Source organism: bacterium (assembly GCA_037128595.1).
Taxonomy (GTDB): Bacteria; Verrucomicrobiota; Kiritimatiellia; order CAIKKV01; family CAITUY01; genus JAABPW01.
Genome location: JBAXWB010000021.1, coordinates 44140 through 58145 on the forward strand (window position 1 = coordinate 44140; position 14006 = coordinate 58145).

The 14006-nt window shown below is 55.5% G+C and carries 10 protein-coding genes; 8 read left to right on the plus strand and 2 right to left on the minus strand.

Annotation, left to right across the window (positions count from 1 at the left end):
- Positions 1-176: 176 nt before the first annotated feature.
- Together rfbD and pgi are read right to left on the minus strand one after the other, a co-directional pair.
- The gene (rfbD, locus tag WCS52_13270) at positions 177-1043 is read right to left on the minus strand and encodes a dTDP-4-dehydrorhamnose reductase (protein ID MEI6168152.1); all 867 of its coding nucleotides are present in this window, start codon (positions 1041-1043) and stop codon (positions 177-179) included.
- A complete protein-coding gene (gene pgi, locus WCS52_13275) occupies positions 1040-2665 on the minus strand; it encodes a glucose-6-phosphate isomerase (GenBank protein MEI6168153.1) in 1626 nt (541 codons plus the stop codon). The genes rfbD and pgi overlap by 4 nt, the downstream gene beginning before the upstream one ends.
- A 221-nt stretch (positions 2666-2886) precedes the next feature.
- On the opposite strand from pgi, the gene nuoF reads away from it, so the two are divergent.
- The 8 genes from nuoF to WCS52_13315 all read left to right on the plus strand — a co-directional run bounded on the left by nuoF (position 2887) and on the right by WCS52_13315 (position 13999).
- Positions 2887-4800, plus strand: a complete 1914-nt coding sequence (gene nuoF / locus WCS52_13280; protein ID MEI6168154.1) for an NADH-quinone oxidoreductase subunit NuoF — start codon at positions 2887-2889, stop codon at positions 4798-4800.
- Positions 4801-4802: 2 nt separating this feature from the next.
- Positions 4803-6563 carry an NADH-dependent [FeFe] hydrogenase, group A6 gene (locus WCS52_13285; protein ID MEI6168155.1) on the plus strand — a complete coding sequence of 587 codons (1761 nt, stop codon included), beginning with the start codon at positions 4803-4805 and terminating at the stop codon, positions 6561-6563.
- Positions 6560-7090: an NAD(P)H-dependent oxidoreductase subunit E gene (locus WCS52_13290; GenBank protein MEI6168156.1), complete on the plus strand. Its 531-nt coding sequence runs from the start codon at positions 6560-6562 to the stop codon at positions 7088-7090. The genes WCS52_13285 and WCS52_13290 overlap by 4 nt, the downstream gene beginning before the upstream one ends.
- 212 nt (positions 7091-7302) lie before the next feature.
- Positions 7303-9111 (plus strand): translational GTPase TypA, encoded by a 1809-nt coding sequence (gene typA / locus WCS52_13295; GenBank protein MEI6168157.1) that lies wholly within the window; start codon positions 7303-7305, stop codon positions 9109-9111.
- Between the two features lie 84 nt (positions 9112-9195).
- Positions 9196-10053, plus strand: coding sequence for an AAA family ATPase (locus WCS52_13300; protein ID MEI6168158.1), 858 nt, complete (start codon positions 9196-9198; stop codon positions 10051-10053).
- A gap of 32 nt (positions 10054-10085) precedes the next feature.
- Positions 10086-11111, plus strand: a complete 1026-nt coding sequence (locus tag WCS52_13305; protein MEI6168159.1) for a hypothetical protein — start codon at positions 10086-10088, stop codon at positions 11109-11111.
- 9 nt (positions 11112-11120) lie between these two features.
- The gene (locus WCS52_13310; GenBank protein ID MEI6168160.1) at positions 11121-12821 is read left to right on the plus strand and encodes a secretin N-terminal domain-containing protein; all 1701 of its coding nucleotides are present in this window, start codon (positions 11121-11123) and stop codon (positions 12819-12821) included.
- 41 nt (positions 12822-12862) lie between these two features.
- Positions 12863-13999, plus strand: a complete 1137-nt coding sequence (locus WCS52_13315; GenBank protein ID MEI6168161.1) for a hypothetical protein — start codon at positions 12863-12865, stop codon at positions 13997-13999.
- Positions 14000-14006 lie beyond the last annotated feature (7 nt).

Consider the following 14006-nt stretch of genomic DNA (forward strand, 5'->3'; position numbering starts at 1 on the left):
GACAGGCTCGGGTATCCAGAATTCAGGAGTCAGAATCCAGAAGCCCAAGGTGGCGTTCGACGTCCCCGGCGAACGATTTCTTGTTTCCCTCTTGTCGCTCAGCCGCCGGGACGTCGGCTGCCACCTGGGCTTCCGCCTCAGTTACCTCCATTTGGCATCTGAAGCGCTTCAGATCGCTATTTAAGGGATGCCAGGCAGTCGCTGAGCGCCTGCTCCCAATGGGGCAGGGAGGTTCCGAAGGTCCGTGTGAACTGGTCGCAGTTCATCACGGAGTAGGGCGGTCGGCGAGCCGGTGTGGGATAGTCGGCGGTCGTGATGGGGATGACAGGAATGCCGGCCGGTGTAAAGGCGCGTGCAAAGCCTTGCCAGGAGGTTTGTCCGGCGCTGACGCAGTGATAGAGGCCGCTGACGTCATTCAGGGGGAATGTCCCGTCTTTTGTCCGGACGGTTGCGAGAGCCGTGGCGGTAGCATCCGCAATGGTCCGGCACCAGGTGGGACATCCGATCTGGTCGCTTACCACGCGCAGGGGTTTCCCTTCACTCGCCAGGCGGCGCATGGTGAGAAGGAAATTCCTGCCCCTCAGGCCATAGACCCAGGCGAGCCGGAAAATGAGGTGAGGTACACCGGAGTCCTGAATGGCCCGGTCGCCCTCCAGTTTGGTGGTCCCGTAGACGCTGAGGGGATGGGGCAGGTCCGTTTCAAGGTAAGGCTGCTGCTTGGTTCCATCAAAGACAAAATCGGTGGAGTAGTGGATCAACCCGGCACCTAGTTTTCTGGCTTCCTCCGCCAGAATCGCCGGCGCGATGGCATTGAGTTTGCGGCACAGGTCCGGCTCTGATTCGGCTTTGTCGACCGCGGTATAGGCCGCGGCATTGACAATCAGTTGAGGCTGCGCTTCGCGTACGATCCGAATGATGGAGTCGGGGTCGGAGAAATCAATGGCGGGATAGCACACGGCGGTCACAGGCCCCAACGGGGCCAGCGCCCGCTGCAACTCAAACCCCACTTGCCCATCATTACCAATCAGTAAAATCCGTTTCATTTTCCTGCCTTGTAGCGGCGGATCAGTTCATTGGTTGAGGAATCGTGCGTCAGGGTGGGTTCCGGGGTTTGCAATTCCGGGAGGATTTTATTGGCCAATACTTTACCGAGTTGGACCCCCCATTGGTCGAATGAGAAGACGTTCCAAATCACCCCCTGAACGAAGATTTTGTGTTCATAGAGGGCAATGAGCGAGCCCAGAATACGGGGCGTCAGTTTCTCTGCCAGAATGGTGTTGGTCGGCCGGTTCCCTGTAAAGACTTTGAAGGGGACCAGTTTGGCCGGGGTGCCTTCGGCGATCACTTCCGCCTCGGTCTTGCCGAATGCCAATGCCTCGGTTTGGGCAAAGAAGTTGGCCATGAACTTGTCGTGGTGGTCGCCAATGGGATTCTGGCTCTGACTGAACCCGATGAAATCACAGGGGATCAATTTGGTTCCCTGATGAATCAATTGATAAAAGGCGTGCTGGCCATTGGTCCCGGGCTCACCCCAGATGACCGGGCCCGTCTGCCATTGTACCGGCTTGCCCTGCTTGTCGCAGCCCTTGCCGTTACTTTCCATGTCCGCCTGCTGGAAATACGCCGCGAACCGGTGCAGATACTGATCGTACGGCAGGATGGCGTGGGTTTCGGCGCCCATAAAATTGTTGTACCAGAGCCCCAGCAGGGCCAGCAGAACGGGGGCATTCTGTTCCAGGGGGGCTTCGATAAAATGCCGGTCCATGGCGTGGTACCCCTCGAGAAACTCGATAAACTTTTCAGGCCCAATCGCCAGCATGACCGGCAGGCCGATGGCGGAGCAGAGGGAGTAGCGGCCGCCTACCCAGTCCCAGAAGCCGAACATGTTGGCGGTGTCGATGCCAAAGGCACTGACCTCCTTGGCGGCGGTGGAGAGGGCCACAAAATGGCAGGCCACGGCGGCGGGATCCTTCAGGGATTTCAGGCACCAGGCCCGTGCCGTTTCGGCGTTGGTCATGGTCTCCTGCGTGGTAAAGGTCTTGGAGGCTACAATGAAGAGGGTCTCCTCCGGATTCAGGTCACGGGTACATTCGGCGAAATGCGTGGCATCCACGTTGGAAATAAAGCGGAGCGTGAGGGTGCGGTCCGAATACGCCTTCAGGGCTTCATAGGCCATCACAGGGCCCAAGTCAGAGCCACCAATCCCGATGTTGACGATGGTCCGGATGGGCTTGCCGCTATAGCCCAGCCATTCTCCTGCGCGAACCTTGCGGGAAAAGGTGATCATTTTGTCGAGGACCGCGTTTACTTCAGGCATGACATCCTTGCGATCCACCATGATTGGAGTGTTGGAGCGGTTCCGTAGGGCAATATGCAGGACGGACCGGTTCTCGGTCTGGTTGATCTTCTTTCCAGTGAACATATCCTGTGCGGCCTCATTGATATGGCAGGCCCGGGCGAGGTCAAGCAGAAGGCTCAGGGTTTCTGCGGTAATCCGGTTTTTTGAATAATCGAGGTAGAGACCGCAGGTTTCCATGGTGAACTGCTTGCCACGGCCCGGATCATCACGGAACAAGTCGCGCAGGTGGGTCACTTTGAGCAAGTCTGCGTTTTTTTTCAATGCCTTCCACTCGGGGCGTTTATTCAAGCGTACGGTTCTGGCCATAAGATGATCTCCAAATAAATGTTTGAAAATGAATAACGGAAAGAGGCCTCAAAAGAAAGTTTATTGGTGGTCCGTTTCAGGATTAAGTTCGTGAATATTTTCACGAACTACACCTTAATTATTGGATAGTAATAGAAATGTTAAATATTTAACGTTAATCATTTGACAAGAGACGCGCAGATGCGTTATTGAGCTATTTTTCTAATAAAAAGGGAATACGTATGAGTAAACCAATGGAACAATTGCTTGAACTTCGCCGCAAGGCCGAACATCGGCTGCAGAAGGAGAAGTTGAGTTCGAAAATCCGTATCACGGTGGGCTCGGCAACCTGTGAAAATGCCGCTGGGGCCAATGAAGTCTTCAAGCAGGTTGAAACCTTAATCCAGCAACACAAGCTCAAGGATGTTACGTTGAGCCGGGTGGGTTGCTCCGGACGCTGCGATATGGAGCCCGTGGTGGCCGTGTTTGCCAAGGGATCTGCACCGATCAAGTACATTTCCATGACTCCTGACAAAGTGGCGACCATATTCGATTCGCACATTCTCAAGGGGGCTCCGGTGCAAGCCCTCTCGATGCCGCACAAGGAGAAGGCTGGCAGCGACTTCTCCGAGGAAAAGCTCTGGTCTGATGCCCGTCTGGCGGACCGGTTTTCCTCCGTTTTCGGCGATGTGGATTTCTTTGGCAAGCAGATGCGTGTGACGTTGCGGAACTGCGGGGTCATTGATCCCGAGAGCCTGGATGAGTACCTGGTCGTCCGGGGCTATCAGGCCGCGGTCAAGGTCCTGACGGAAATGAAGCCTCAGGATGTCGTGAATTCCATCACCAAGTCCGGCCTGCGCGGGCGCGGCGGTGGCGGGTTCCCCACCGGTGTGAAGTGGAACTTCGCCTCGGTCCAGAAGAGCGAAGAGAAATACATCATCTGTAACGCCGACGAGGGTGACCCCGGCGCCTTTATGGACCGCAGCACCATTGAGGGCGACCCCCATACCATCATTGAGGGGATGATTATTGGCGGCTATGCGATCGGCTCCAAACAGGGGTATGTATACATCCGTGCGGAGTATCCGCTGGCCATCAAACGGCTGGAAGTCGCCATCGCGGCGGCCCGTAAAGCCGGGTTCCTCGGCAAAAATATTTTCGGGACCGAATGGGATTTCGACATTGAGATCCGGCTCGGGGCGGGTGCCTTCGTCTGTGGCGAAGAAACCGCGCTGATCCGTTCCATCGAGGGCGCGCGGGGTATGCCCCGGCCAAGGCCCCCGTATCCGGCGGTTCGCGGACTGTGGGGCAAACCCACCGTCATCAATAATGTAGAGACGTTCGCCAATATTCCGGTGGTGATTCTGGACGGACCCGAGTGGTTCGCCTCGATCGGGACCGAGAAGAGCAAGGGGACGAAGGTCTTTGCGCTGGCGGGCAAGGTATGTAACACCGGGCTGGTCGAAGTCCCCATGGGCACGACGCTGCGGGATGTGGTGTACGGGGTTGGCGGCGGCATCAAGGACGGTAAGAAATTCAAGGCGGTCCAGACGGGTGGTCCGGCCGGCGGTTGTCTTCCTGAGTCGTGTCTCGACACGCCGGTGGACTATGAGTCGCTTTCGGCGGCCGGCTCCATGATGGGCAGCGGCGGGATGATCGTGATCGACGAGGATTCCTGCATGGTGGACATGGCCCGGTTCTTCCTGGATTTCACCCAGGATGAATCCTGCGGCAAATGCACTCCCTGCCGGGAGGGCACCAAGCGTATGCTTGAGATTCTCCAGCGCATCGTGGATGGCAAGGGCGTGGAGGGCGATATCGAGAAGCTCCTCCGGCTGGGCGACACGATCAAGCGGACCTCGTTGTGCGGTCTCGGACAGGCCTCCCCGAACCCGGTCATCAGCACCATTAAGCACTTCCGGGACGAGTATGAGGCTCATATCCGCGAAAAGCGCTGTCCGGCGGGGGTTTGTACGCACCTGCTGAACTATACGATTACGGAGAAGTGCATCGGGTGCGGGGCCTGCAAGCGCAAGTGTCCTGTGGCCTGCATCAGCGGGAAGCCGAAAGAGCTTCATACCATTGATGCGTCCCGTTGCATCAAGTGCGGACAATGTTTCGAGGTGTGCAAATTTGACGCGGTAAAGAGGAAATAGTCATGACAACAGAAAAAAAAGTTACCCTTTGGATTGACGGAGTCAAGGTGACCGTGTCTGATAAAAGCACGGTGCTTCAGGCGGCCCGGTCCATCAATATCGATGTTCCCAGTTTGTGTTATCACCCCGACCTGAGCGTTCTGGGTGCCTGCCGGGTCTGTCTGGTGGAGATTGAGGGGCAGCGCAATCCTGTGGCCTCCTGTTCCTATCCGGTGGCAGAAGGCATGAAAGTCAAGACCTCCTCCACGCTGTTGCGCCGCTTGCGCCGTGATGTGGTGGAGCTGATCCTTGACAATCATCCCATGGATTGCCAGACCTGCGTGCGTAACGGCACGTGCGAATTGCAGAAACTCGCCTATGATCTCGGCGTACGCGAGCGGCTGTTCCAGGGGGAACGCAAGCACTTTGAAGAGGATACGTCGTCCCCGGTGCACCGCACCCCGGATAAGTGCATCCTGTGCGGCCGGTGCATCCGCGTCTGCGGAGAAGTACAGGGCGTTCACAATCTGGGCGTCCAGAACCGCGGGTTCCATAACGTGGTGGCGCCCGCCCATGAGTGCAACATGATTGACTCGGTCTGCATCCACTGCGGACAGTGCGTCAATGTGTGTCCGACGGCCGCGTTCACCGAGCAGGATGCCACCGAAACCGTATTCGAGGCCCTGGCGAACCCCGACATGCATGTCGTCGTGCATACGGCGCCGGCCATCCGGGCCACGATCGGTGAAGGGTTCGGCTTCAGGCCGGGCACCCCGGTGACGGGCAAGTTGGTGACGGCGCTCCGTCGCGCCGGGTTCCATAAGGTCTTCGACACCAATTTCGCGGCGGATCTGACCATTATTGAGGAATCCGCGGAGTTCATTCACCGGATCCAGAAAAATGAGCGCCTTCCCCTGATCACCTCCTGCTCGCCGGGCTGGGTGAATTTCATGGAGCGCTTCTATCCGGAGCTGATTCCCCTGACCTCGACCTGCAAGTCGCCCATGGGAATGATGTCCACGCTGCTGAAAACCTATTATGCCCAGCAGATGGGGCTGGATCCGAAGAATATCTTCGTGGTCGCGGTGATGCCCTGCACGGCGAAAAAATTCGAGGCCAGCCGGCCCGCCCACATGGCCCCTTGGGGTAAGCCCTACACGGATGCCGTGTTGACGACACGCGAATTGGTCTGGATGCTGAAATGCCTCGGGGTGGATTTCCATAACCTGGAGGATGGCATGTATGATTCCCCGATGGGCGTCTCGTCCGGGGCGGCCGATATTTTCGGTGCCACGGGTGGCGTGATGGAAGCGGCGCTCCGGACCGCCTATGAAAAGATTACCGGCAAGGAACTCGAAGCCCTTGATTTTGAAGATGTCCGCGGGGTCGAAGGGGTCAAGGAAACCTCGGTGGAGATCAATGGCCTGACGGTGAACATCGGGGTGGCCAACGGGTTGCAGAATGCCAAAAATCTTCTGGATCGCGTCGTCAGTGGTGAGAAGGCCTACCACATCATCGAGATCATGGCCTGTCCGGGTGGGTGCGTCGCAGGCGGGGGCCAGCCCTATCCGCCGGATGGGATGCATGTGTTGGATCCCGAACTGGCACGCTTGCGTGCCCGGGCGCTCTACTCCATTGATGCGAGCAAGTCCCTGAGGAAGTCACACGAGAATCCCGCCATCGAACTCTTGTATGAGAATTTCCTGGGGGCGCCGAACAGCCATCTTTGTCATGAATTGTTGCATACCCACTATGAACCCAAGTATCCGCGAGGTGTGAAATGAAGTCCGAGTTATTGAAAAAGGAACAGGACAAGGCCAAGGCGATTTTTCCGGAAACGGTGGTTCGCTATATCGAGGAATGTGTGGCGAAGAAAAATCCTGACAGCCACCTGATTTCCGTCCTGCACAAGGTTCAGGATCACTTCGGGTATCTGGCCAAGGAGCACATGGATGGGGTGTCCATCCTGATGCAGATTCCTTCAACCAAGGTCACGGGGGTAGCGAGTTTCTATCATTTCTTCAATTTCACCCCCCGGGGAAAACACCGGATTTCCCTTTGTATGGGAACCGCCTGTTTTGTGAAGGGGGCAGGGCATGTCCTGAGCAAGTTGAAAGACCTGCTCGGCATTGACGTCGGTCAGACGACGCCGGACGCCCTGTTTTCAATCGATGTGGCCCGTTGTGTCGGCGCCTGTGCGCTGGCCCCGGTGATGATCGTGGATGAGAAGGTCTATGCCGAGGTCAAGCCCGACCAGGTCGCCAAGATTTTGGCGGAATACGGCTTCGATCCGAAAAAACAGAAGGCGTAAACCGCTATTCAAGGCGGAAAAGCGCACGGCTGTCAGATCAGGAAATTTGAACAGAAGGCGCAAAGCTCGCGAAGGCCACAGGCGGCGGATACGCCGCCTGCGGCCGTTTGTCACCATTTGACAGTTCCGCCCAGGTCGAGTACTCTATTCAGGTGTTGGTGAGTTTTCGTAAGTCCCCGCTGGCGATCCCCCCTGAAAGTAAATAAACAAATATGTATCGACCTGACCTTATTCGAAATGTTGCCATTGTGGCTCACGTTGACCATGGCAAAACCACCCTGGTGGATAAATTGTTCCAGCAGAGTGGAATGTTCCGCGACAACCAGGCGGTGGCCGAGCGGCTGATGGACTCCATGGATCTCGAGCGTGAACGCGGGATCACGATCGCCTCCAAGAATGGCTCCTTCCAGTACGGGGAGCATACGATTAATATTATCGATACGCCCGGACATGCGGATTTCGGCGGACAGGTTGAACGTGTGCTGCAGATGGCGGACGGGGCCTTGCTGCTGGTGGATGCGCAGGAGGGGCCCATGCCCCAGACGTTTTTCGTGCTAAAAAAGGTTCTGGCGCGCAACATTCCGGTGATCGTGGTGGTGAATAAAATCGACAAACCCGCCGCGCGGATTGATTGGGTGGTCAATCATGTGTTCGATCTTTTTGTCAAACTGAATGCGCACGATAAGGCACTCGATTTCCATACCATCTATGCCTCGGCCATTGGCGGGTTTGCCTCCGTTGACCCGCATCAGCAGGGCACGGATATGCGGCCCATTCTGGATGCGATCATCAAGTATATTCCCATGCCGTCCGGCGACGTTGAGGCACCGCTCCAGTTGCAGGTGAGCTCCATCGACCATTCGCCATTCATGGGACGACTGGGTATCGGTAAAATCACCTCAGGCTCCATCAAGGTTGGCATGCCGGTGGTGGTGGCCAACATGCACGGCAAACTGGCCCCCACGCGCATTACCAAGCTGTACCGGTTCAACTGCAATCAAAAAGTTGAGACCGAACATGCCGGGTTGGGAGAGGTGGTGGCGGTGGCAGGATTGGATTCAGTAGCCATTGGTGACACCTATACGGACCCCGAGTCACCCCGTCCGGTCGCCTCGATCCCGGTCGATCCCCCCACGCTCTCCATGAATTTCATTCCCAACAACTCGCCCTTTGCCGGCACTGAAGGTACGTTTGTCACATCGATTCACGTGGCCGATCGGTTGAAGCGCGAAGCCTTGTACGATGTGGCGTTGGAGGTTGAGGTGCTGAGCGATGGCTCCGGGCACAAGGTGTCCGGGCGCGGTGAACTGCATCTGTCCATTCTGATCGAGAAGATGCGCCGGGAAGGTTATGAATTCCAGGTCAGCTGTCCCAATGTCATCTACCGTGAAGAGGATGGCAAGATGCTGGAACCTTACGAGGAACTCACGATCGATGTGGCCGAGCAGTATATGGGCACCGTGATCGAGAAACTCGGTGCGCGCAAGGGCATCATGCTTGAGATGGAGAAGGGGGCGGGTATGAACCGGCTCAAATACCGGATTCCCACTCGGGGTCTGCTCGGGTTCAAGTCCGAGTTCATGTCGGACACCAAGGGCATGGGCGTCTTGACGTATATTTTCCTCGAATACGGGCCTTTTGCCGGGGAGATGCGCAAGCGGCGAAACGGGGTGTTGATTTCGATGGACACCTGTCAAACGGTTTCGTTTGCGCTCTTCAATCTCCAGAAACGGGGTAAAATGTTCATGGGGCCGGGCGTCCGGGTTCAAAAGGGACAGATTGTCGGGGAGCATTGCCGGGACAACGATTTGACCGTTAATCCGGCCAAAGGCAAGCAGCTCACCAATATGCGGGCGGCCGGTTCAGATGAGAATATCATCCTTGTTCCCCCGACCATCATGAGTCTGGAAGATTGCATTGCCTATATCAATGAGGATGAGTTGGTCGAGGTCACTCCCAAGAGCGTCCGGCTGAGGAAAGATCCCCGGGTCCGTAAGGCCGTCCGGGCCCAGGAAGACTGAGCGCCCATTAATGGGGCTTGAAGTTTTTGACCAGGCTCTTCATAATTGACGGCTATTCGAATCGTCGCGGAGGGTGCGGGGCGTATGAGCTATTATAAATTATTGGGCCTGCAAGATGAGCCGTTTTCTACGAGCCCTGACCCGTCCTATTTCTTTCAGTCCGCTCAGCATAAGTCGGCCCTGACGCGGTTGCGCATAGCGCTTAATCTCAAGCGTGGATTGAGTATTATTGTCGGTGATCCCGGTACCGGGAAAACGACCTTGAGTCGGAAACTATCACAAGTACTTAGTAATGAGGATGATGTGTGTTTTTCGATGATCCTGAATCCGTATTTCAGGACCCAAAAACAGTTTTTAACCCGGCTGGTGGCCATTCTTCATGCGCCCATCGATCCCAAAAAAACGTCTGGTCTGGATTGCATTGAGGCAGTGGAGCAATTCCTTTATAAAACCGGGGTTCAGGAAAAAAAAAGGGTGGTGTTGCTGATTGATGAAGCACAGCTCCTGCCCCCTTACGTTCTCGAAATTCTGCGCATTCTGTTAAACTACGAGACCAATGAGTTCAAAATCCTCCAATTGATTCTGGTAGGCCAGATGGAGTTGGTGCCGGTGTTGAGCAAGATGCCGAATTTCTGGGACCGGATTGCCTTGAAATGTGTGATTAATCCCTTGAATTTTGATGAGACCCGAGAGTTGATCCATTACAGGTTGTTGCAGGCGGGATATCATGGATCCGGGCTTTTCAAGGATGAAGCCATCCGGTTGATTCATGCGCATACCCGGGGCTATCCGCGACAGATGTCCATTCTCTGTCATAACCTTCTGGAAATGCTGGTGATGAGAGAACGCTCCATCATTGATGAGAGCCTCGTCAAGGAAGTGCTGGCTGAAGAATTACGGCCTGTTTCGGGAGTTGTCGAACCCCGTTCGATTGTGTATTAATTAGAGATCATTATGAGGGGACTATTCAGTACATGACGCCAGAGGAAAAACTTCTAGCGTTGATCCAGCAGGATAAGCGACAAGGGGCCTCCTCCGTTACGCCGCAGGAGAAGCTCTTGGCGCTGCTTGAACAGGATAAGCGGAAACCGGACGCGGTGCAGGCTCAGCCTGTCGTCGCGGCGGTACCTGTTGTTGTCCCCGCACCTGATCCTGTGCCTGCTAAACCTCTCCGCGCCGCCAGCTCGGCAGGGACGCCTCGCCCTACCGGAATACAGGAGATTTCGTCAGGTAGGGCGAAGCCTCCGGCTGAGCCGCAGGCCGCAAACACCCAACCCGTTGTTGTTGCCACGCAGGCGCCCGCGCCAGTAACGCCCGCCCCTGTGGTGATAGCGCCGCCTCCTGCTGAAATCAAGAAGGCCCCCCTTGTCGTTTTGCCGTCCACCGCACCTGTACCTGTGGCTGCTCCTGTAGCCGTCACCCCTGTAGCGGTTTCCCTGGCAACTCAACCACTCAACAGCCCGACAACTCTGCCCGCTTCCCAGCCTATGGCGTTTCCCTCGATTCGAATCTCGGGGGTGACGATCACGAACCGGGTATTGGCGGTCGTCGTGATGCTGCTGATTGTCGTGGTGTTTTACAGCGTGGCAGGGACCCAGCGCGGCATTAAGGAAGAACTTCAGCGTCAGATGAGTGGCGCAGGAGAGATGTCGGTCCCGCCCATGGCCATATCGGATGAGCCCGTCCCTCCGGTGGAAGTATTCGTGGAAAAAGTCAATACGAGGAATTTCTTTTCTCCTAAAGTGGTTGAAAAAGGCAGGGAGGCCGGTTCAGAAGCCGCTGTCCCGGCAGGGCTGACAAAAGATTTCAAACTGGTCGCGGTTTCACTGGATGCCGCCACGCCTTCTGAATCCATGGCCATCATCAAAAACAAGGCGGATTCAAAGACCTATTTTGTGAAATTGGGGGAGAGTGTTGGCGATACCGGGTTAGTTCTCGCCAGGGTACTGGCGGATCGCATTGTCCTGAAACAGCGGAAGCAGGAATTTGAGCTGAAATAAAAGGTTGATATGAATACATACCGATATAGAGCGTGTCTTGCCCTGCGGTTGAGTGTCGGGGTGGCGTGGATGTTGGCCTTCCTGCCGGTGGGCGGGTGGACTCAGGCACCAGAGGCCGCCCCGCTCATGGCGGCCGTCCAGATTCCGGGTCAACGACCGCATATGATCAGCGACTATCATCTGCCCGGATTGGAGAAAAAGATCTCACTGGATCTGCTGGAGTCCATGGATGTGGTGGATCTGCTGAAGTTTCTCTCGGTCAAGGCCGGCCTGAATATCATCATCGGAAAAGATGTGGCGGGGTCCAGCAAGCTGATGATCAAAGACGTGACGATCGGCGAGGCGATGGAGATTGTCCTGGCGGCGAACAGTCTGGCCTATGAAATTCAGGCCAATATCATCAAGGTCATGACCGATAAGGAGTACCGGGAACTGTACGGGGAAGGCTTCTATGAAAGGAAAAAAGCCAAGATAATTGCACTCAAGTCCTCTATTCCCAGTCAGATGGCGGTGCTTCTTGAGCAGGTGAAGAGCCCAATGGGCAAAATCGTTTATGATGACGGCACGGGAAATCTGGTATTGATCGATACCCCGGAGAAAATCCGGGAGATGGAAGACGTGATCAGCCGCGCCGAACTCCCCTCGTTTCAGCGGGCGTATCCCACGGTGACCACGAATTTTGTGCTGCAATATGCCTTGCCGGATAAAATTGAACCCATGGTTACGCCCATGCTTACGAAAATCAAAGATGCCAGCATCGGGCAGCTCAAAGTGGATGTACGCACCAAAACCCTCATTGTGACAGACCTGCCCAATGTGGTTCAGAAAATCGGGGATCTGGTCGCCATGTTTGACCGGCCCCAGAAACAGGTTTTTATCGAGGCGAAAATCATTCAGGTTCAATTGTCAGATAAAATGAGTTTCGGGGTTAACTGGGATTATCTGTTCCAGGGACTTGATCCGCGTTTTTCGCTGGAACCGGTTTCGAAAATGACTACAGCGGGCGGGATAAATCCGCTTGGGGCCGCGTCGCTTACCGGAAGCAGCTTGACGTATCACACCATCGCCGCAGGATCGGATTTGAACATGGTGGTGAGAGCCCTGGCCACAACAGGCAAAACAAAATTACTTCAGAACCCTCATATTGCCACGTTGGATGGCAAGGAGGCGACGATCAAGGCGATTACAACTCAGCCTTATTCTGAGCTGCAATATGAAACCGGAAGTTCAAATATTGTCGGTAAAACCTATAAATTTGTCGATGTCGGTGTCACGCTGGCGGTCACCCCTCACATTAATGAGCTTGGTTTCATCACCTGCGACATTCGGCCCGAAATCAGCGCTGTGCTAAGTTGGTATGATGCCGATCCGTTATCCCTGGAGGGGAATTCCGGTGTTCCGGTGGTCCACAAATCATATGCGGAAACCAGCGTCAGTGTGAAGGACGGAGTGACTATTATTATTGCAGGCATGATCGATGAGACGCAAATTAAGAAGCGCGCTCAAGTTCCGTTTCTAGGCAGCATTCCGCTATTGGGGGTTCTGTTCCGGTACGATGAAACGTCCACGGAAAATTCGGAGACCATTGTCCTGTTGACCCCCCGGATTGTTACCGGAGATAAATTTTTCGAACGTGGCAAGGATATGAAGAAGCCAGTGAAGGGGGCGATCCCTTCGATGGGTGTGACCGCCGCTGAATTTGTGCAATAAAAGGGGCTTGGCCCATCAGGTTGATAAACAACATTTACACGATGAGTCTTCTTCTCAAGTCTAAACGGTTTCGTTCCGTCGAAACCGTATTCCCGCGCGTCGCTTTTTGCATTTTCTGCTGGATGCTTTCCGCATCCTCCTGTGCGCTGGCCCAGACGGCTTCCGTTCCTGCCCGCATCGATGCGGCCATGTATCAGGGCGTGGTTGAGGAGAATTTGGATTTACGCAAAGAACAGGCCCGGCTTGAGGGTGAGGCGGGGGCGCTCCGCCGTAAAAACGCCACCCTGTTGCTTGACATTCAGAACCTTGAACGCAAGCGCGATCAGCTGACCGCCTTGGTCGCCCAACTCAAGACCCCTGACGAGTTGGCGGCTCAGATGGCGCGGCTCAATGCGGAAAAGGTGGTGTTAGTCCGCGAGATTGAGCGGTTGCGTGAATCCCTTGCCGCCAGCGCCGCCATGCCGGCAACGAACTCGCTTCCCGCTGCGGTCACGCCTGCGCCAGCCTCTGATCTGTTCAGGAAACTGGAGCGGGAAAATGCTGATTTGAGACAGGATGTGGCGAGAACCCGGGCAACCAGTATGAATGAGTCTGTTGCAAAGGAGGTCGCTCAAAAAAGTGAGGCGTCTCTGAAGGAAGAAGTGTCCCGGCTTGAGGCGCAATACAAAGGCGCCGCCACGGAGTTGGAGTCATTGCGCCGGCGTGAAGTCGCTCTCAAAAAAGCGCTGGAACTGCAGGCAAAAAAAGCGTTTGACGCTGAAAAGGCCATGAAAAAAGCGCTAGAGGTCCAGAGTCAAAAAGACGAGGAGGCCAACGCGGCCCGGCAGAAGGCTCTTGAGGCTGAAGCCGATCTGAAGCAGGCGAAAGAGAAACTTGAGGCCCAGACGGCCGTATTTAGAAAACGGCCCGCTCTTTCTGATGTGTTGACGGCTGCCCGGAACAGTCTGTTTGCCGGCCGGGTTAAGGATGCGGAGAAATTGTATCTCCAGGCGTATAAAAGTGATCCGGGGAATGCGGCGATCAGTTACAATCTGGGCGTGCTTTACGGGGACTATCTCAAGGATTACAAACAAGCCGCTAAGTATTATCGCAACTATCTGGCCCTGGCCCCCGATGCCCCCGATGCCGGTCAGGTACGAACTTGGCTGATTGATGTGACCGCCAAATCAAAATGGTGAGAATCCC